This is a genomic window from Bacillus sp. MAG717A (assembly GCF_036884855.1).
Classification (GTDB): domain Bacteria; phylum Bacillota; class Bacilli; order Bacillales; family Bacillaceae; genus Bacillus; species Bacillus safensis.
On sequence record NZ_CP145733.1, the window covers coordinates 1,123,926 to 1,143,316 of the forward strand.

General features: G+C 43.1%; 18 protein-coding genes. 2 read left to right on the top strand and 16 right to left on the bottom strand.

The window, feature by feature from the left end:
• Positions 1 to 7: 7 nt before the first annotated feature.
• Positions 8 to 1,438: a YfcC family protein gene (locus V6Z54_RS05685; protein WP_073978618.1), complete on the bottom strand. Its 1,431-nt coding sequence runs from the start codon at positions 1,436 to 1,438 to the stop codon at positions 8 to 10.
• A gap of 153 nt (positions 1,439 to 1,591) precedes the next feature.
• Here V6Z54_RS05685 and V6Z54_RS05690 point away from each other — a divergent pair, with 153 nt between their 5' ends.
• The gene (locus V6Z54_RS05690) at positions 1,592 to 2,719 is read left to right on the top strand and encodes a M20 peptidase aminoacylase family protein (protein ID WP_041088939.1); all 1,128 of its coding nucleotides are present in this window, start codon (positions 1,592 to 1,594) and stop codon (positions 2,717 to 2,719) included.
• Positions 2,720 to 2,767: 48 nt separating this feature from the next.
• On the opposite strand, the gene V6Z54_RS05695 is transcribed toward V6Z54_RS05690, so the two are convergent.
• From V6Z54_RS05695 to V6Z54_RS05765, 15 genes are all read right to left on the bottom strand, one after another.
• Positions 2,768 to 3,490, bottom strand: a complete 723-nt coding sequence (locus V6Z54_RS05695; RefSeq protein ID WP_041088937.1) for an SDR family oxidoreductase — start codon at positions 3,488 to 3,490, stop codon at positions 2,768 to 2,770.
• 110 nt (positions 3,491 to 3,600) lie between these two features.
• Positions 3,601 to 4,356: an alpha/beta hydrolase gene (locus tag V6Z54_RS05700; protein ID WP_338527800.1), complete on the bottom strand. Its 756-nt coding sequence runs from the start codon at positions 4,354 to 4,356 to the stop codon at positions 3,601 to 3,603.
• A 106-nt stretch (positions 4,357 to 4,462) separates the two neighbouring features.
• Positions 4,463 to 5,344, bottom strand: a complete 882-nt coding sequence (locus tag V6Z54_RS05705) for a glycine betaine ABC transporter substrate-binding protein (RefSeq protein WP_073978622.1) — start codon at positions 5,342 to 5,344, stop codon at positions 4,463 to 4,465.
• Entirely contained in the window at positions 5,344 to 6,189 is an 846-nt protein-coding gene (gene opuAB, locus V6Z54_RS05710; RefSeq protein ID WP_041089307.1) for a glycine/proline betaine ABC transporter permease subunit OpuAB, read from the bottom strand. The genes V6Z54_RS05705 and opuAB overlap by 1 nt, the downstream gene beginning before the upstream one ends.
• Before the next feature lie 10 nt (positions 6,190 to 6,199).
• Positions 6,200 to 7,465, bottom strand: a complete 1,266-nt coding sequence (gene opuAA / locus V6Z54_RS05715; RefSeq protein WP_039176292.1) for a glycine/proline betaine ABC transporter ATP-binding protein OpuAA — start codon at positions 7,463 to 7,465, stop codon at positions 6,200 to 6,202.
• A 401-nt stretch (positions 7,466 to 7,866) separates the two neighbouring features.
• Positions 7,867 to 8,961, bottom strand: a complete 1,095-nt coding sequence (locus V6Z54_RS05720) for a toxic anion resistance protein (RefSeq protein WP_034283225.1) — start codon at positions 8,959 to 8,961, stop codon at positions 7,867 to 7,869.
• A gap of 14 nt (positions 8,962 to 8,975) precedes the next feature.
• Positions 8,976 to 10,592, bottom strand: a complete 1,617-nt coding sequence (locus V6Z54_RS05725) for a YceG family protein (RefSeq protein ID WP_338527801.1) — start codon at positions 10,590 to 10,592, stop codon at positions 8,976 to 8,978.
• Positions 10,593 to 10,662: 70 nt separating this feature from the next.
• On the bottom strand, positions 10,663 to 11,478 hold the full coding sequence (locus V6Z54_RS05730; RefSeq protein ID WP_338527802.1) for an HAD family hydrolase: 816 nt from the start codon (positions 11,476 to 11,478) through the stop codon (positions 10,663 to 10,665).
• Positions 11,475 to 12,584 (bottom strand): cysteine protease StiP family protein, encoded by a 1,110-nt coding sequence (locus V6Z54_RS05735; RefSeq protein WP_075612326.1) that lies wholly within the window; start codon positions 12,582 to 12,584, stop codon positions 11,475 to 11,477. The genes V6Z54_RS05730 and V6Z54_RS05735 overlap by 4 nt, the downstream gene beginning before the upstream one ends.
• Positions 12,577 to 13,908, bottom strand: a complete 1,332-nt coding sequence (locus V6Z54_RS05740; protein WP_305960806.1) for a phosphoribosyltransferase family protein — start codon at positions 13,906 to 13,908, stop codon at positions 12,577 to 12,579. Before V6Z54_RS05740 ends, V6Z54_RS05735 begins: the two co-directional genes overlap by 8 nt.
• The gene (locus V6Z54_RS05745; protein ID WP_075612324.1) at positions 13,898 to 15,085 is read right to left on the bottom strand and encodes an HpcH/HpaI aldolase/citrate lyase family protein; all 1,188 of its coding nucleotides are present in this window, start codon (positions 15,083 to 15,085) and stop codon (positions 13,898 to 13,900) included. The genes V6Z54_RS05740 and V6Z54_RS05745 overlap by 11 nt, the downstream gene beginning before the upstream one ends.
• A 99-nt stretch (positions 15,086 to 15,184) precedes the next feature.
• Positions 15,185 to 15,964 carry a TerC family protein gene (locus tag V6Z54_RS05750; protein WP_305960766.1) on the bottom strand — a complete coding sequence of 260 codons (780 nt, stop codon included), beginning with the start codon at positions 15,962 to 15,964 and terminating at the stop codon, positions 15,185 to 15,187.
• 140 nt (positions 15,965 to 16,104) lie between these two features.
• On the bottom strand, positions 16,105 to 16,683 hold the full coding sequence (locus V6Z54_RS05755) for a TerD family protein (RefSeq protein WP_075612323.1): 579 nt from the start codon (positions 16,681 to 16,683) through the stop codon (positions 16,105 to 16,107).
• A gap of 39 nt (positions 16,684 to 16,722) precedes the next feature.
• Positions 16,723 to 17,304 (bottom strand): TerD family protein, encoded by a 582-nt coding sequence (locus V6Z54_RS05760; protein ID WP_039176267.1) that lies wholly within the window; start codon positions 17,302 to 17,304, stop codon positions 16,723 to 16,725.
• Positions 17,305 to 17,324: 20 nt separating this feature from the next.
• Positions 17,325 to 17,927 (bottom strand): TerD family protein, encoded by a 603-nt coding sequence (locus V6Z54_RS05765; RefSeq protein WP_041088920.1) that lies wholly within the window; start codon positions 17,925 to 17,927, stop codon positions 17,325 to 17,327.
• Positions 17,928 to 18,340: 413 nt separating this feature from the next.
• On the opposite strand from V6Z54_RS05765, the gene V6Z54_RS05770 reads away from it, so the two are divergent.
• Positions 18,341 to 19,333 carry an LLM class flavin-dependent oxidoreductase gene (locus V6Z54_RS05770; protein ID WP_338527803.1) on the top strand — a complete coding sequence of 331 codons (993 nt, stop codon included), beginning with the start codon at positions 18,341 to 18,343 and terminating at the stop codon, positions 19,331 to 19,333.
• Positions 19,334 to 19,391: the final 58 nt, after the last annotated feature.

Here is a 19,391-nt window from a genome sequence, read left to right on the forward strand (position 1 = left end):
TACATGTTTAATAAGGGCCCCAGTTGATCATGACCCCAATACAAATAAATACAAGACCAATGACAAACCAAATGAGGGCAAGCGGGACCATAAAACGCAGCCACTTTACATAAGGAATACCACTTGCAGCAAGCACAGCCATCAACACACCAGAAGTCGGATTGATACAGTTGACCACCCCTTCACCAAGCATTACCGCTTCTACAGCTACCTGTCTTGTGATGCCCATTAAATCAGCGAGCGGCGCAAGAATCGGGATAAAGACAACGGCTTCTCCTGATCCTGATGAAATCAAAAAGTGAAGAAGCGCACTCGCAATATACATCCCGATCGCACCAGCAATTGGACTAAAGCCTGTCAGCATACTCGCCAAGCCGTTGACCACTGTATCAAGCAGCTTCCCATTTTCTAAAATGACCGAAATACAGCGTGCCATCCCAACAATAAGTGCACCGTATACAAGGCTTTGACAGCCGACAATAAACGTTTTCGCAATATCATTGGCCGCTAATCCCCCGAGCAATCCAGCTACAATTGCCATAAAAATGAACACACCCGCCATTTCCTTATCGGTCCAGCCAAGCTGAAGTGCGCCATATAAGAACCCTCCAAGAGACAATCCGCACACCGCTAAAATCAGCTTATGTCTGCCAGTGAATGCAGGCTTGTCCACAGATTCCGCATCGGCTCCGCCAAGCCCCTTAGCAGGAAACCATTGATCGCCAAGAATGCTTCCCTTTTCTTTATTCTTCAGACGTCTTGTATATAAATAGATGTACACGATACTAGAAATAAGAAAACAAAGATAAATGATGACACGCAGGCCAATGCCAGAAAAGATCGGCAGCTCTGCAATCGTTTGTGATAAACCTAATGGAGATGGAGATAAAATCGTTGCATTAAACCCTGCATAACAGCCGATGTATATGACAGCCGCTCCTGCTACAGCATCCCATTTCAAGGATCGTGCCACAATGATGCCGATTGGAATAAACCCAATAACAGAGTTCACGACAATTCCGGTCGTTCCAAGGACTGAAAATAATCCCCCAACAATACAAATAAACAATAATTGCTTCGTTTGAAACCGGCTGATGACATGGTGAATCATCCCGTTAATAGCACCTGTCTTCTCCAAAATGGCAATGGTTCCGCCCGTAAATAGAATCAGAAAAATAATAGAAGAGGACCCTACCATTCCTTCTTGTATCGCAGTGAAAAAGCCAACTGGACTCACTGGTGATTGATCAATGCGGTGATAACTGCCAGGAACGGCTGTTGTGATCTCCCCAGATGTCTTTCGGTCAAACTCACCCGCTGGTACGAAATACGTTGCTATGGTACAAATCAGTGCAATCATAAATAAGAGAACATACGCATCCGGCATTTGAAGTTTTCGTTTCTGTTTCTCTGGTGCTGATACTGTCGCTGTTTTCATGTGTCAAAACCCCTTTGTCCCGATCGGAATTTCACTTAATTTTCAGAATAATCAAATGATGTGTTATATTATAAACACTGTTGATATTTAAGATCAATATTATTTCACTAAAATAATGTTTTGGCAGATTATCTGTCAGCAAGGAGGCTCTTCATGACAACTTTGACAAACGAAATGAAACAAACCGTGACAGACATCTTTGAACACTTGCATGCCCACCCAGAAATAAGCTGGGAAGAAACAGAAACGACCGCTTATATTGAAGATATATTGAAAAAATTAGGCTGCAAAACTCAAACATTTGACGACTGTACAGGGGTGATCGGTGAAATTGGAGAAGGCGCACCAGTGGTCGCTGTGAGAGCCGATATTGATGCACTTTGGCAGGAAGTAGATGGAGAGTTTCAAGCCAATCATTCATGTGGCCACGATGCACACATGACAATGGCTCTTGGCACCTTTATGGCATTAAAGAAAAAAGAACGCCCAAACGGCACGATCCGTTTCATCTTTCAGCCTGCCGAGGAAAGAGGCGGCGGTGCGCTGAAAATGATTGAAAAAGGTGTGCTGGCAGATGTCGATTACTTATATGGCGTACATGTGCGCCCAATTCAAGAAACATTAAACGGACGCTGCGCCCCTGCTATTTTGCACGGATCAAGTAATCATTATGTCGGCACAATTACTGGAGAGGAAGCGCACGGGGCACGTCCACACCTTGGCGTCAACGTAATAGAAGTGGCTTCAACCCTCGTGCAGAGACTCGCGCATATCCATGTCGATCCACGAGTCGCCCATTCTGTGAAAATGACCAATTTACATGCTGGCGGGGGCAGTTCAAACATCATTCCTGGCAAAGCTTCTTTTACATTAGATGTACGGGCGCAAACAAACGAAGTAATGGATGAGCTAGAAAAAGAAATTGAAAGAGCGGTTCATTCTGTAGCGGATGCCTTTGGTGCTTCCATTACACTTTCAACAGACCATCGTCTGCCTGCCGCCACCTTAAATGAAGAAGCTGTCCAGATCATGTCTCATGCGATTGAACAGGTTTTAGGACAAGAGCAGCTTGATCCCCCAATCGTCACAACAGGTGGAGAGGACTTTCACTTTTATGCAGCAAAGCTTCCGCATATCAAATCTACGATGCTCGGTTTAGGCTGTGATTTAAAGCCAGGTCTTCATCATCCGTACATGACCTTCGACCGCTCTGCAATCTTTACCGGCATTGAGATTTTGACTGAAGCTGTCTATCAAACACTCCAGCAGCATTCATCATAAAATGAAAAAGCCACCCGCCTTCTCTTCAGGGCGGGTGGTCGCTTTATATTACGCATTCAAATCTGTCATGGCTGGAACGTTGATTTCTTTCACACATGATACCCTTGATAAGTGAATCACACATCTAGCAAGCTCCACAATGTCCTGGACAGGGATTCTCGTTTCGTCATATAGAGTAATGGCTTTTTCGGCTCCCTCCTCATACGGAACCTCCGCCGCCAGCTCTCCTGGATTGATACAGGTGACAGATATTTTATCTTTTCTCACATGCTCTCTCAGCGCATTCACAATTCCGCGCAGGCCAAATTTAGATGCAACAAACGAGACTTGCGGCAGGTTTGTATGATCGAGTCCAGCCGTTGAGCCAATCACGATGATTTTCCCATTCTCTGATTTCCTTACGTGCGGAAGTAGTGCCTGGATGTACGTAATGGTTGAGGTGACATTCACATTAATTAGGTGCGCAATATCCTCTGGCTGATCGTAATCAAAGGAATAATCGTCTTCAAAGCCTCGTTTTTCCCATAAGCCGACGTTATAGATGAGTACATCAATCGTCTTGTTCTCCAGTGCTTCGAGCATATAAGGGATATGCGTTTGGCTTGATAAGTCGATTTTTAGCCAAACTCTATGTACACCGTCATCTATGTTCAAACTACTTGGTTCACTTCGCGACACAATCCAAACTGTATCTCCACTTGAAGGAAGACCCTTTACAAAAGCATCTCCTAATCCTTGACTTGCACCGAATATGATATAGTTTTTACTCATAGCTCCTCCTTCTATGGCACACAAACTGAAAGCGTTTTATACCTATATCATACAGATTCTAAGAGATCACCGCCTCTTTTATGCTCGTCTTCTCTTATTGATGGGCACGGCTACTGGATTTCCGTTAATTCCACTGGTAATGCACGTGCCTCTATAAAGCTTTTGATCATTTCTGTGAAAAGTTCTTTTTTCTCAAAAGTAAATGTATGTCCAATACCGGGAACGATGACGCCTGTTGCCTTCGGATGTGAATTTGTTATTTTTTTTGCTGACCGTGTCATAATGCCTTTTTCTTTTTCTCCCACTGTGACAAGAATGCGTGCCTTTGCTTGCTGAAACGTGTCTGGGAGCCTGTAATGGAGGTTTTCTTGAAACATCGTAAGAAGGGTTTTCTTCTGCAATTTTTTCGATTCCGCCGCATAATGATGCAGTACATGTTGCGAGAGCCCCATCTTTTCAGCTTGGAGGTGGATAAACCAATCTTTCTTTAATAATGGATACGTCAGTGGCAAGAGGGGTCTCACCATGAAATGGAGCCATGGCAAAGGCATCACAAGGGCGCTATTGATGACAGCGATGTCTACGATATCTGGCTCTCTTGATAACACATCAACGGCAATCTGCGCACCTAAAGAAAATCCAATCAGAATCACTTGACGGCCATTCGCGTTTTCCTTGATCCATGAGATGACTTCTTGGGCGCTTTCATTCATTGAAAATATCTGTTCTTTTGCTCTTGTCCCATGTCCAATGAGATCAGGGGCAAAGCATTCATACGTGTCCTTAAATATTTCAACCTGCTCCTGCCACATCCAGCTGCTTACTCCTCCACCATGCAGAAAAATCATGATTGACCTATCCATCATCGACGACAACTCCATCCTTCTATATAAGAAAAAAGCAGCCGCTTTTTGAGCAGACTGCTTTTTCCACATGCTCCCTTCTATTATAAGGGAACCAATACATCATTGACTATTTTTTCAAATCCTCAATGGAGTTTACGTTCTTCATATATTTCGGAACAACTAGCCCCATTCGAAGGCCTTTCATACTTGTACCAAGGTCATCATATTTTCCTTTAAACTTCGCTGCATACGTTTTATGCGTATTTGGCAGCCAAGCGGATAATGATGCATCTGCACTTCCGGTTGCAATTGCTGTCCACATTGGACCTGCTTCAACCTGAGTCAAAGTCACTTTAAACCCGAGTTCACGCAATACTTCTGCCGCGACATTGGTACTTGCAATCTCACTATCCCAGGCAACGTAGGCAAGATTGACTTTTCCACCATTCGACTTTTTCACGCCTTTTGTCCATTTCGCTACTTGGTCTTTATGTTTTTTCACATATTTTATGGCAGCATCCTTTGGTTTCACACCATCTTGAATATCAATCATGACTTCGCCCATGTCATCTTGAGACCATTTAAACTGACTAAGCATTTTGGCTGCTTCCGGCTGATCCTTTGCAAAGCCTTTACGTGAAATCGTATGAATTTCTTCCGCTTCACCGTAAGATTTTTTTGGATCATCTAAATATTTTAAATCATAACGGGAAAACATCCAGTGTGGATTCCAGCCAGTGATAATGATTGGCTTTTTACGGTCGTAAGATTTTTTGAGTGTTGCCGTCATAGCTGCACTTGATGCAGACACAACCGTCCAATCCTCTAAGCCGTAATCCTTTTTCGCTTGATCTGTCAGTGCCATAATCCCTGAACCTGGATCGATTCCGATAATGGTTTTATTCACCTGCTGTGCTGCACTCGCATTTGAATCTGTCTGCGCACCGCAAGCGGCTAGTAAAAAGACAAGCAGGGCGGTCATCCCAATGTAGAGAGACTTTTTCCACATTAAGCATTCCCCCTGGTTTTTTTCGTTTTAATGTTTTGTGTAATACGGTCAAGTGTAATCGCCACAATAACAATGGCAATACCTGCTTCAAAACCAATACCGGTTTTCAGCTGGGTTACCGCACTATATACTTCTGAACCAAGTCCTGGTGCACCTACCATTGCTGCAATAACGACCATTGATAGAGCCAGCATGATACTTTGGTTAATACCAGCTAAGATGGTTTTTGTTGCAAGTGGAAGCTGAACTTTGAATAAACGCTGGAATGTCGTTGAACCAAATGCTTCGGTTGCTTCAATTAAATCAGCTGGTACTTGTTTAATACCGAGAATGGTCATACGGATCGTTGGCGGCATGGAGAAGATAACCGATGCCACAACCCCAGGAACAACACCAATATTAAAGAAGAAGATCGCTGGTAATAGATAAACGAATGCAGGCATTGTCTGCATTAAATCTAAAATAGGTGTCACAATTTTACGCACAGTTTCCTTCTGTGATGCCCAAATACCGATCGGAACCCCGATCACAATAGAAATGACCACAGCGGTCAAAACGAGCGCAAGTGTTTGAAGCATTGGATGCCAGTAGCCTAAATAGTCGATCAGTAAAAATCCAATAAGTGTGAAAAGAGCAACTCCTCTTGTACTGATCCACCAAGCAATGCCGGCAAAAATAAGAGTTAAAATAATGGATGGAATGACGCCAAGTGCAGCCACAATCCCATTGACTGTTCCTGCTAATCCATTTGTGATGCCATCAAAGAAACCACCAAACGTTAATGTTAACCAGTCAACAAATCGATCGATATATTCCGCAAACGGAATTCTAGGTAAATCACTCATACTAAACATCTTATTCTACCTCCTGTGCAGAAGGCTCTTGTGCTTTAATTTCCTCTAGCTTGTTAGAAGACATGTTGATATACTCATCATTTCCTGATAATGCACCAATCAATGCACCTCTGACCACAATGCCCTTCATTCTGTTTTTCTCATCGACAACGGCAATCGGAATGTTCGCATCAGACACCGCATCAAAGATCTCTGTCAAATACGTAGATTCCAACACTGTCGTAAATTCTTTATCGAGAACCGTTTCAAGCGACGCTCCCGTTTCTGCTGCTTTCTTCGCTGCTTGGGCAGAAATGACACCTAATAAATGCTTTTTCTTATCTACCGCATAGATAGACGAAATCCCTAGGTTTTTCATGAGCGTAAGCGCAACACGTGCCCCTTTATCAATCTGAACTGTTTCTGCACGTTTCATAATATGACCAGCGGTTAATACTTTAGAAAGGTCAACATCTTCAACGAAGCGTTCAACATATTCATTCGATGGGTTCATCAGAATTTCTTCTGGTGTTCCGATTTGAACGATATTTCCGTCCTTCATGAGCACAATGCGGTCGCCAATACGAAGCGCCTCATCTAAATCATGGGTAATGAAAATGATCGTTTTTCCTACAGATGTATGAAGCTCAAGCAATTCATCCTGCATATCTTTACGAATTAATGGGTCTAGTGCGCTGAATGCTTCATCCATTAATAAAATGTCAGGGTCATTTGCTAACGCACGTGCCAATCCAACACGCTGCTGCATCCCACCACTTAATTGATTTGGGTATTGCTCTTCAAAGCCTTCAAGTCCAACAAGCTTTAAAGATTCAAGCGCTTTTGGTCTGCGCTCTTCTTTATCTACACCTTGCAATTCAAGACCATACTCTGTGTTCTCAAGAATTGTACGGTGCGGGAACAATGCGAAGTTTTGGAAAACCATGCTGATCTTTTTCCGTCTGACTTCACGCAATTGATCCTTTGACATATTTGTTATCATATCCCCATCAATATAAATTTCACCGGAGGTTGGTTCGATTAACCTGTTTAGCATCCGCACAAGTGTGGACTTTCCGCTCCCTGATAGCCCCATGATGACAAATATCTCGCCGTCATAAACATCAAAATTTGCTCGATTGACACCAACTGTTGCGCCGGTCTCTTTTAGGATCTCTCTTTTTGTTTTCCCGTTTTCAAGCATTTGAGATGCTTTTTTAGCATTTTTACCGAAAATTTTAGATACATTATTTATCTTGATTTTGATATTTCTCTCTTCAGAATTCATATTTTCCCTCCAAATTAGCATCTTTATAACCGTAACATAAGCGTTATGATGCGAACAATCTTTAGAATTCGCTTATTTCCCCACAATATGTATGAATTCCATATAGAGGTCTGGTCATTAGAGTTTATACGCCGTATTACTCGTAAATCCTATAGAATGCTTCATAAACTACATATTTTACGGGGTATTTCCTCTCATCAGACAATATTTTACTGGAAATTCCTAATTGTGCTAAAAAATAAGTCAAATCCTCGTCATAGCAGTTTTTTTGAATCATGGGCGAACCATTCCCCTGAACATGATTTACCCGAAAATGGTCACATAAAAACCTTTTTTCTCAAATTTTATTTTAAATTCACAAAAAAACTGCCTGCAACTTTAGTTACAGACAGCTTGTTTTTTTAGGACTCTAGGGCAGCCCGCTTAATATTATCTTGAAGCTCAAGCATACGTTTTGTTCCATCTTCACGTAATCGCTTGTTCTCTTCTTCGATCTGTTTCGTCTCTTTCATCCCTTGTACAATTGTATTAAAGGAAGATTCGATCGTTTCAATGTCGATGCTTGGACGGCCGGATAATTTGGCAATCTCCACACTTTGACTTGAAATGTTTTCAGCGTTTCGTTTCAGCATTTCATTTGTTCTTCTATCCAGCTCACTCATGGAATCAGCGACAAGCTTTTGTCTCTTCGCTGTCACAGCTTGAATGATCCCATTTTTGAAGATTGGAATTGTGATAATGAAGGCAGAGTTGATTTTACCGATTAATTTTGTATTCCCACGCTGAAGTAAACGGATTTGCGGTGCCGTTTGAAGCGCGACCATTCTTGCCATATCAAGGTCATATACACGCTCTTCAAGCGCTTGAATCCCATTACGAAGCGTATCAAGTTCCATTTGTGCCAGCTGGTTTCCACTAGCTGCTTTTTCTTCATATGAAGGAACCAATTGCTTTAATTCTTCAATTTTCATTTGACCGGCTACGACATACTTTTCAAGCTCCATGTAGTATTGAATGTTATGCTCATACATTTCTTCAAGCGTCACAGTCGATTTGGTCATTTCATCTTTATATTTACTAATTTCTACATTAATTTTTTCAATCTCAGCACCGAGCGTTTGATATTTACTAAAAATCTTTTCAATCATGCTGCCGCCGCGTTTAAAGATTTTTGACAACAAACCACCCTTCGGTTCGTCAAAATCATTTTTATCAAAGCGATCCATAATCTTACCAAGCTGCGTCAGCATTGTTCCTGAGTCAGTCACGCTTGTTGAACGCATCATTGAAAGGATACGATCAGAAAACTTAGAGATTTCAACGGCTGGCTGTTTTCCGTATTCAAGAAGCTCAAGCTGATTTTTCGCATCGATCTGTCTCGCAATATTTTGCACTTCTGGTTCGTTTCGAAGCTGAACGCGAATATCGTCTGCCTTCTCAATCGTGATTTCCTCTTTATCAATTGAAATGATGTCATTTCCGTTTGTATTTGTCATAAGCTTTGATCTCCTTATCGGTTTTTAATGGATTGAAATAACTTTCTAACGATGGACGGCTCTTTAAACTCCTGGTTCATGACCATCTCATCAAGCCAATGGGTATCAAATAATTGGTCATCGATATACCGTTCGATACACTGATATCCCGCCGGATGATATACGAAGAGATCCACACCCATTTCATTTAGGAAAATCAGGGCGGCCGCATCAGAACGAGTCAGCTCACCATTATATTCCGTATGGTATAAAATCACTTTCGGTACGGTTTGTGCATAATCAAAGGTTTGAATCAGTTCAATGAGATCCTGGCTCAAATGCAGAACCTGCTTGAATAAATAAATGCAGACATCTAATTCGGTTTCATTGCCTTCTTTTAATAGCTTCGGATGCTGACAGATTCGAGATATCGCCTCTGCTATCGCACGCTGCGCGCCCTCATATAGATGAGAAAACTGCCACACATTGCTTTTCATTAATAATTCAGGATCAATCTCTCCAGTAGTAGACAGTGCATGCTGATAATGAAATTGATAATTCGAAGTCACTTCTTTTGTAAAAGGAAAATGGCGAATGGTCTTCGTCTCTTTCCCCTCCATTAACGTGTGAATGCGATCCCAGTATTCACGCTTGTCTCGTGTGACACCCATCATTTTCGCAAAAAGATTCGGAATCTGTATCGTGTCCCGGTCTGCTTTGAAATTCGGGCGGATAAAGGATCGTTCCTTTGCAATTAAAAACAGCTCATCATACGTTGTCTTCAGCGTAATAGAATGAGGAGTATGATCTCTGAATTGCCACGGCTTATACAGCATTGAATCTTCCGTGTGAAGCACCTCTTCAAGCTCTCTTGTCGAGCGGTACGCCACCGTTGATTTCCTCTCAGGCTTTTCAGTAGGGAACGGCTCAAGCTTTGAAGTCCCCGGGTACTGATCAATAAAAGTCAGCTTTTCTTCTGGATCTAATTCGCGGAACGAATCCTCGCCTTCTGGATGAAATAGCACAACATCACAGCCAATCAGCATGACATAGTAAAGAAAATAAAGCTGACTTTTATTCGCCTCTCCATACCAAATGACAGCCGGCATTTTTTCTTCTATATTGACTTCCTTCAGCCATGGACCTAGATGGTTATTTGAAAACTTCACGACATCCAGCAAGACCCGGCGGAAATCGGGATGCTGAAATCCACCCTCATGCAGCTGCTTGAAATGCTCAAACACCTTGATCAATGAAAGACGGATATGCCGGTTCATCACAGGGTTTGGATGGCGTACAATCAGCTGTTCACCATCTAAAAAAGCCACAAAGCGATTCACGGACAATCCCTTTTCTTCTTGGTTAATCAAATGAATACGCTGCAACGCTTGAAAATGCTCTGGCTCAATATGACGATTGAGCGTTTCACTTAAAATATGCATGCCGTCTGTTTCGTATAATTCATGTAAATAAATAAAATAATCGGTTGCATCATGCGGAGTTCCAAGGACCCGGGCGGCGAGACGCGGTAAGGACAACGTATGCTCGTCCTTTACATAACCGTCTCTTTCAGGGAGCGGCTTTTTCAGCACGTTTTTCCAGGCTTCCTGCTCCGCCCGTGTATGGGTGACATTGATTTCTTTATAACTCACGCCGCTCCTTCCTTTCTCCTATATTTTCTAGAAAGCTACTACTATCATATCATTCAGCCTTCTACTTCTGCTATCGAATCGAAGGCTTTTTTGCCTTCGTCATCTGCTCGATGACAGAAGCGGTGATTTCATCCGCTGCGGCCATGCCAAAGGCTGCTGTCGGCTCAAGTTCTGGGTCAAAGTCGAGAACTTCTCCATGCCTTGGGGCAAAGCCCTTATCTGATTGACGAATGAGCCCCGCATCTAGCAGGGAATCACCCGCACCATAGACGTATTCAAGCTTCAGCCTGTCCTTTAGAAAAGCAACAGCATCCCACTTATTAAGCGGCTGTGGAATAAAATAAAGCTTCCGTCCCTGAAGAGAAACCTGCCAGCCTCTCTCCTCACCCCACAGCTTCAATTCAGCAAGCGGTATGTGAGATAAATACTCATCTTTCATAATCAAATAAAGAAATCTTCCCTCTGCTGTTCGGGTACGCTTCACCCAAGCCGCAACCGGAAGTTCGTAGATCGCCCTCAGCATCTCTCTGACCGACATACACTCCCTAAGTCTCTCATCAACAATGGCCTGCCAATCCTCAAGCGGCTTGCCATGGTGAAGAATACAGCCCCCGTTTGTTGTGACAGCATACTCCGGTTGAAGCTCTTGTTGAAAGAAGGTGATCCGTTCATACTGTGCAGTTGTTCTTGTCGTCACTGGAATGAACCAGCCTGATTGATGAATCGTCTGCAAGGATTTTTTCGTTTCAACAGACATATAGGAAAGCGGCCGTTCGTCCAGCACCTCAACTAGATCATACTCTCCTTCATACGCATACTGGTCAAGCACTCGATGTGAGAAGATCAGCGTCCGGTCTAAATCACTAGCAAATGCATATGTCTTCATGACGTTTGCTCCAGCGGGCGAATTAACCCACAGCACGTGTAGGACATATTGGCATATTCAATGACAGGAACACCTCTGTCCTCTGCCAAAAGCAAAATATGCTTCAGCTTCTCCTGAGATCCAGGCTGAATCAAGATTTTCCACGGGATTCTTCTAAGCAGCACGCGGGTCGTCTCACCAACACCCGGCTTAATCAAATGGGTATTTTTAATTTGAAACTCCTGACCGATTGCTTCAATGGATGCCATTCCGCGCCAATCTGCCGGCGTTCCCTGCGTAAGTATGGTTTCTGCTTTCTCTTGTACATTTGGTCCGAGGCTGGAAAATGCATCTTCAATCGTATCCACATACAGATTGGACACATCCTCATCAAGCAGCTCTTTATAATACTTTGCCCCATGGAAATCATCGGCATTGATCCAGCGGTTGTTTAGTACCGTACGACTGACAAGCCCTGATACCGTCGAATTCAGGCAGGCACTTGGAATGAGAAAGTCCTCTCTCGTTCCATATACATGTGTACAATAGCCAGGGTCAGCCAGCACAGCCAGCTCACTCGAAAGACGCACACCATATTTTTTTTCAAAATCAATCACAGCTTTTTCGAGCTCTTTCGAAATGGCACCTTTTCCAGTCCATCCATCGATAAAAGCAATTTCAAAGCCTGGATGTTCTTTCAGCATATAATGCAGTGCATTCTCGTCTATTCCGCGATCACGAATAATAGAGATACTGTAATGAGGCAGATCGACACCATATGTCTTTCGAATATATCGTTTGATTAGCACCCCGATCGGTGTTCCTGCACGCGCCAAGCTGCAAAGCACGGTTTTAAAGCCTCGCTTTTTCACAATCTGTTCTGCTACAACAGCTACTGCTTCGGCTACCTTTTCCTTACTTTCTTCAAGAGATTGATAGAATAAAGTCATATAAGATGCCGTTGGTTTATATTCAATTGGCAGCATTTCTGAATAATGCGCACCACTCTGAATTGAACGCTCCCGCTCTTCTGTACTTTTCTCCATCTCAATAGAGGATAAATCTTTGAGTAAGAAGGTTACATCCTGCTCTGGATAGCTTCCCATCTTTGTATACACGTTAGCCATTCACCTTCACCTCGTCTGATAAAGTCACAATATGCACATGCTTCACATGCCGCTCGGCAAATAAATGAATAAGCGGAAGCAATGCCTCCTGAGAGACCTTTTTCTCAAAAAAGAGAAATACATCATCATATTCACCCTTTGGAATGTTGTACACGTAGTGCTGAATTCGGGCATCCTCTGGATTTATAAAGGTAAACCCATTTTGAACAGCGTATCCATTCTTTTCGACTGGGTGAATAGGGCTTCTCGTTGTTGAATGAAAGCGAACGCCTTCCCCCATATGTGCAGACAGTCTCATCGGTACATACATCAGCTCACCTGTCCCTAAGCAGAGTGTTTGTTTTCCTTTGCGTTCCTGCCGCAGCTTCAATCCCGCTTCAGCAGCTGCTTGGTCGAGTGCTTCCGTATCTGCTGCGTTTAAACCAAAACGGCCCGTTTCATGTATATATGGCGAATGACCAGCCGAATTTGCTGCATGAGAAAGTGAATACGGCACTTGCTTAAAGAAAGATTGAAGAGAATGAAAAGAGAGACTTGGCCGCTTCTCTTGCTCCGCAATCTCATACGAATAAGCTGGTTCATCAAGCGTTTTTCCTCTAAAGACCATCTGTCCTTTTAATAAAGACAATGATGTGATATGAATTCCGAGCTCCTCTTCAAGCTGGCACATGGCTTTCTCATGCTCCTCCGTCCGCCAGTCCAAAATGGAAAGAATGATATAAGAATGCCGCGGGTACTTTGCATGAAGGTCACGAATGATGTTGATATTTGTACGGCCTGTCGTAACTTCATCATCTACTAACACGATGGGGCGGTCTGTGCGAAGTAATGCTTCATCTGCATAACAAAGCTGATCTGTTGCATGCGAATGTTCTTCTTCAAATACCAATGACGGGTCAAGACCCAGCAGCTGTTCACGTGTCGTATGAATGTAAGATGCGCCTTCTAGCACATCATACACACCATGTCCAAGGGCTGTTGCCGTTTCCGCAAAGCCGATGACGACAGGCTCATTGCCAGCTGATAGCTTTTCTTTTTTGAGTGTTTCATAGGCTGCCGTTAACGCCGCGTGATCATCCGCCTTGAGTGCCTCTACAAGAATATCTTGGTACGGAGGCGTCTGTCCCGTTTGCTCTTTGGCATATGCCATCGCTAAAAGACCCGAGACAAGGAGCGGTTTCACTGGATGAACAGGAATATGCTTTCCAAGCACCTTACTAACGAATAAAAAGGCTCTTTTTTTGTTCACCCTTGCTGCCATCTCAAAAAGATGCTCTTTCTCGAGCTGGAGCGCACCTTCTTTGAGATCAAGCTCAACCTCCATATGTTCCAAGATGTTCAGCGTATGCAGCTTCTGATTCTGTGAGTATGTCGATATAGCTTCTATTTTCATGAAACACCCCGTAAATGTCTGACTTAATTAATATGTGCTCTGCCCACCGGTAATGGGGCTTCGTTTCATTCATCTTATTAGAAAAGGAACTCTTCATTACGCCAACTGTGCCGTCGGCATGTTCCAAAATACTTAATGCATCCAAGTATTCTTCCTTTGTCACAACGTACATGCTTTGCACTGGCTTGAGATGTGTTGGATGGATCACTGTCTTCCCATGTATGCCGTTGGCTACATCGAGTCTTGTCTCCTTGAGTAAGCCTTGTACGTCATCGAATTCAGATAAGGACAGCTCACCGCCCTTAGAAAGCGCACGTATGAATGGCTTTTGTTCCTTTCGTGCAGGGCCAAAATGCTCCCATACTGCACCTGAAACAACAAAGGAACGGCCAAAATAATTGATCATATCTGTGATCAAATCAGCAATCAATCTGATTTCATAGATGGTGGTGTCACGATCACGGCGAATGCCATATAAGCCGCAAAGATCCGTTGCCCCAATACGAATATTCAAAATATATTCTTCATCATTCAGCATGATCTGCTTTAACTCAGACAGCACCGTATATCTTGTTTCTTTTTCTAATAAATCAGGTGTTTCCAAAATGGGCATACCGTACAGCTTTGTCTTCGTTTGTGCTGAAACCTGTTTCAAGCTGTCCAAATAATCCTTCGCATTATGAATAGAACACTTTGGAAATACAAAACCCGTCAATAAATGAAGAGATGAACCAAGCAAATCTGCCATTTCGAGCAGCTGCTTCGGCGAACGAACCCGAATAAATAAAAGCGGCAATTGTTCAGCCGTTTCAGGCGTATGCGTCAATTTGTCCGACAGTTTGGCGAGTTGTACCACTAGATTCTGCTCAGCCATTTCCACTTCTTGATCACCGATGGCATCCTCTAAACAAAATACAACAGAGCAAAGCGCTTCATATTTCTGCGACAGCAGCATGTCTGCTATATCCTGTCTTGTTGCAGGCATATACAAAGTAGCACCTAATGCATGCGCAAGTACGTGCCTTGGCGTCATCAAATGCATCGTCCCCGGCCGTTTGAAAAAAATATCGTGCTGCCTCGCCTCTGATAAAAACTGAAAATACCGCATGCTGTGCCACCTCCTGTTGTTGAGAGAAAATCGAACAAATGACTTGATGATTCAAAAAAGGATGGAGCCGCTAATCAACTCCATTCCTTTTTGATCGTCCTATTCTTCTTTTGAAGCCGCAGCTTCGTTTGTTACACCTTGATGTTTCTTCTTATTGATTTTATGAATAATAAACGTTCCGATAAATGCTAGGATAATAATCGCAAAGAATACAAGATGCGGGATTTCAATGTGAGCAGCACTCAAGCCCATTTTGATCGCAATGATCCCGATAAGAATAAACGCTGTATTCTCGAGCTCTGGGATACGGTCAATGAGAACAAGGAATAACTGTGCCACTGTACGCATCATGAGAATTCCAAGCATTCCGCCTAATAGAAGAATCCATACTTCCTCAGATACAGCGAATGCCGCAAGAATACTATCAACCGAGAAGGCAAGGTCCATAATTTCAACAGAAATAACGGTTGCCCAGAACACACCAAAGACACGAACCATCCAGCCTTCTTTTTTCAGTTCCTTCGCTTCATCATCGCCGTCACCTAACCAGAAGTGCTTAATGACAAGCCATGCTAAGTAAGCAGCTCCAAGAACCTTAATCCACCAGAATTTAATCAGCAGCATCCCTACGCCAATGAATAGAAAACGGAAGAAATAAGCGCCAATTAATCCGTAGGTTAATGCCTTTTTACGCTGCTTTTCCGGTAAATGTTTCACCATCACAGCTAATACAAGTGCGTTATCTGCTGATAACAATCCTTCAAGCACGACAAGCGTCCCAATAAGCCCCCAAGAGACAGGGTCTGTTAACACCTCTGCCCACATATGCCAATCAAAAAACGAGGCATATGTATCCAACATATGTTTCAAAATGTCCAACTGGTTTTCCTCCTATAAGTGTAGAAGCATCAGCAGGCTTTCGCCTGCTGCTATTCTTGATCGCTGTTTCTTTCTCACTTTGGAAAAGACCCTCATTTGAGTTTTTGACAGCACCTCTTGAATTGATTTGTTTCTCTTATTTACACTTCTAACCCATAATTTTGACAAAGAGCTGCAAGTCCGCCAGAGAATCCGCTTCCGATCGCGTTAAACTTCCAATCACTTCCGTGTCGGTACAATTCACATACCACAACAGCTGTTTCAATTGAGAAGTCTTCGCCTAAATCGAAGCGAATCAATTCTTCCCCGCCCTCTTCATTTACAACACGAACAAATGCATTAGAGACTTGTCCAAAATTTTGGCTGCGCGTCTCTGCATCATGGATCGTAACTGTAATTCCGATACGATCAATGTTAGCAGGAATTTTCGAGAAATCAACGAGAATTTGCTCGTCATCTCCATCTCCTTCACCCGTCCGGTTATCACCTGTATGAGTGACACTGCCGCTCGGATGCTGAAGGTTATTATAGAACACAAAATCTGTATCTTGCTGACAACGATTGTCTGCATCCACCAAGAAAGCCGAAGCGTCCAAATCAAATTCGGCTCCGCCAGAATATTTATTCGTATCCCAGCCAAGACCGATCATCACTTTCGTCAGCCCTGGGTTGGTTTTTGTTAAATCGACACGTTGTCCTTTTGAAAGCTGAATCGCCATATTCGTATCTCTCCTGTCTTTGAAAATAGGAAACTATCGTTATCCGATATCTAAGCCGAAGTCCGTTGCAATGCGTGCAAGACCGCCTTGATAGCCTGATCCTACAGCTGAGAATTTCCATTCCCCACCATGACGGTATAATTCACCTACAATAATGGCTGTCTCAATTGAGAAATCCTCTGCCAAATCGTAGCGAATGAGTTCTTCATTCGAAGCCGCATTTAAAATACGTACATATGCGTTAGATACTTGTCCGAAATTTTGACTGCGCGCTTCTGCATCATGAATTGTAATGACAAATGAAATCTTCTCAATACTTGCTGGTACAGCTGCAAGGTCAACATTGACCTGCTCGTCATCTCCGTCCCCTTCGCCAGTGCGGTTATCGCCTGTATGTACGACACTGCCGCCTCCGCCAGTTGTTTGGTTGTAAAAGACAAAGTCAGATGGAGAGCTTGCTTTACCTGCTGCATCTAAAAGGAATACACTTGCGTCTAGATCAAAGTCATGTCCGCCGTCATACTTATTGACGTCCCAGCCAAGACCAACGACTACTTTTGTTAAACCCGGATTCGTTTTTGTTAAATCAATTTTTTGACCTTTCGCTAAAGAAATTCCCACTAGGAACCTCTCCCTTCTGTTTAAATGTAGTTTCTCGTAATATCGGCAAGCTTCGCATCATTTGTACCATTTCCAAGAGCCGCAAACTTCCACTCATTCTCGTGACGGTAAAGTTCTCCGACGATTAACGATGTTTTTCCTGCATAGTCTTCTTTTAAATTATATTTCACTAATTCTTGATTGTTTGAACGATCAACGATGCGAATGTAAGCATTTTGAATCATACCAAAGTGTTGGTTTCTTCTAAGGGCATCATAAATGTTCACGACAAACACCAATTTATTCACATTACCCGGCACCTTGCTCAAGTTGACGAGGACTTGTTCATCATCTCCGTCTCCTTCACCAGTCAGGTTGTCACCTGTATGCTCAACACTGCCGCATTTGCTTTTTAGGTTGCCAAAATAAATCAAATCTTTATTTTCCGTAAACTTATCATTTTTCAGCATGAGCACTGAAGCATCACAATCAACATCAGCGCCGCCTCCGCCGCCAAACAGCTTTCCTAAAAACCCGCCGCCTTGTGAGACAGGGTCCCAGCCAAGTCCAACAAGAATATTCGTTAGCCCTGCTTTCCCTTTTGTTAAATCAATACGTTGACCTTTTTCTAATGTAATCGCCAAATCAATCACTCCTCCAGCATAATAAAAATCTATTTATTAAGCGATGGACCCTATTAAAATCATCATACATGAAAATTCGACAAAATTCATGAAATGACATTGGAGCCTCTTACTCTTTTTTCTATTTACTAGTATATACGATCTATGTTCAAGATAGGTTTCAAACACTTTATATTTTTTTAAAGAAAGATGCACATTGAAAATAGTTCATGTCGTAAATGAAGTGTTTCATGTGAAACATTGTCGAAAGTTCCCGGTGAGCAGCTCTTACTGATAAGGAGCGTAAGATGTGGTTTCATATGTTGATATAGAAAAGATAAAAGCATGTGTTCAAAGGATAAACCCTTTCGTTTCCTTCCATCCATTGATTTCTTTATACTTATATTCAGCATGTTGTTGAAAGGATGTTGATGATGCCATCACTTCATATATTAGATCAAGTCGCCATTCCTAAAGGTCAGTCTGCGCAGGAGACATTGATTCATACAACGCAGCTGGCTCAGCTGGCTGAAACGCTTGGGTATGAGCGCTATTGGTTCGCTGAACACCACAGCACAAGGGGGCTCGCTAGTACAGCGCCTGAAATATTAATGGCTCATATTGCGGCTCATACATCGACCTTGTGTACCGGATCTGGCGGCATTTTACTTCCTCAGTACAGTCCTTTTAAAGTAGCAGAAGTCACGCGGCAGCTTGAAGCCCTTTATCCTGGACGGATTGAGATTGGTGTCGGCAAATCTCCAGGCGGGATTGAAAGGACGAGACTCGCTTTGACGGACGGTGCAAAAAAAGACCTATCACAGTTTGACCGCCAGCTGAAGGACCTTCTTTTTTACTTATCAGACAGCCTGCCTTCTGGTCATCCGCATGCAGGTGTGAAAGCTGCTCCGCTTGTTGATGCTCATCCGCCGGTTTGGCTGCTTGGACTAGGAGAAAATAGTGCCATACAGGCGGCGGAGCTTGGAATCAACTATATTTTTGGCCACTTTATTCATCCTGCACGCGGCAAACAAGCATTTGAGACGTATCGATCACACTTTTCTCCATCTGTCTTTTCTAGGCAGCCACAATCTATGTTTGCCGTCTTTGTCATCTGCGGTGAAACAGATGAAGAAGCAGACCGGATCGCCAGCAGTACAGATTTATGGCTGCTGCGTGTTGAAAAAGGACTGGACAGCCGCGTTCCTTCTATAGAAGAAGCAAGTGCCTATCACTACACCACGCAGGAAAAGAAAAAAGTGCTGCAAAACCGCCAGCGGATGATTGTCGGCTCGAAGAAAACGGTGAAAGAGCAATTACAGACCTTGATGGACCGCTATCAAACAGATGACATCATGATTCTGAACAATTCCTTTGATCCGATTGAAAAACAACGCTCCTACAAGCGAATAGCAGAATTATTTTGAAGCCAGCTTTTCAGGCTTCTTTTTTTACATTGTCATAAAAAATGGGAAATGTAACATC

What these genes read in the sequence shown, in the direction of transcription:
- V6Z54_RS05735 (WP_075612326.1), bottom strand. Translation starts at nt 12,584, where the DNA reads ATGGCTAACGTGTATACAAAGATGGGAAGCTATCCAGAGCAGGATGTA.
- V6Z54_RS05690 (WP_041088939.1), top strand. Translation starts at nt 1,592, where the DNA reads ATGACAACTTTGACAAACGAAATGAAACAAACCGTGACAGACATCTTT.
- V6Z54_RS05755 (WP_075612323.1), bottom strand. Translation starts at nt 16,683, where the DNA reads ATGGCGATTCAGCTTTCAAAAGGACAACGTGTCGATTTAACAAAAACC.
- V6Z54_RS05695 (WP_041088937.1), bottom strand. Translation starts at nt 3,490, where the DNA reads ATGAGTAAAAACTATATCATATTCGGTGCAAGTCAAGGATTAGGAGAT.
- V6Z54_RS05740 (WP_305960806.1), bottom strand. Translation starts at nt 13,908, where the DNA reads ATGGAGGTTGAGCTTGATCTCAAAGAAGGTGCGCTCCAGCTCGAGAAA.
- V6Z54_RS05730 (WP_338527802.1), bottom strand. Translation starts at nt 11,478, where the DNA reads ATGAAGACATATGCATTTGCTAGTGATTTAGACCGGACGCTGATCTTC.
- V6Z54_RS05685 (WP_073978618.1), bottom strand. Translation starts at nt 1,438, where the DNA reads ATGAAAACAGCGACAGTATCAGCACCAGAGAAACAGAAACGAAAACTT.
- V6Z54_RS05720 (WP_034283225.1), bottom strand. Translation starts at nt 8,961, where the DNA reads ATGACAAATACAAACGGAAATGACATCATTTCAATTGATAAAGAGGAA.
- V6Z54_RS05705 (WP_073978622.1), bottom strand. Translation starts at nt 5,344, where the DNA reads ATGTGGAAAAAGTCTCTCTACATTGGGATGACCGCCCTGCTTGTCTTT.
- opuAA (WP_039176292.1), bottom strand. Translation starts at nt 7,465, where the DNA reads ATGAATTCTGAAGAGAGAAATATCAAAATCAAGATAAATAATGTATCT.
- V6Z54_RS05700 (WP_338527800.1), bottom strand. Translation starts at nt 4,356, where the DNA reads ATGATGGATAGGTCAATCATGATTTTTCTGCATGGTGGAGGAGTAAGC.
- opuAB (WP_041089307.1), bottom strand. Translation starts at nt 6,189, where the DNA reads ATGAGTGATTTACCTAGAATTCCGTTTGCGGAATATATCGATCGATTT.
- V6Z54_RS05770 (WP_338527803.1), top strand. Translation starts at nt 18,341, where the DNA reads ATGCCATCACTTCATATATTAGATCAAGTCGCCATTCCTAAAGGTCAG.
- V6Z54_RS05745 (WP_075612324.1), bottom strand. Translation starts at nt 15,085, where the DNA reads ATGCGGTATTTTCAGTTTTTATCAGAGGCGAGGCAGCACGATATTTTT.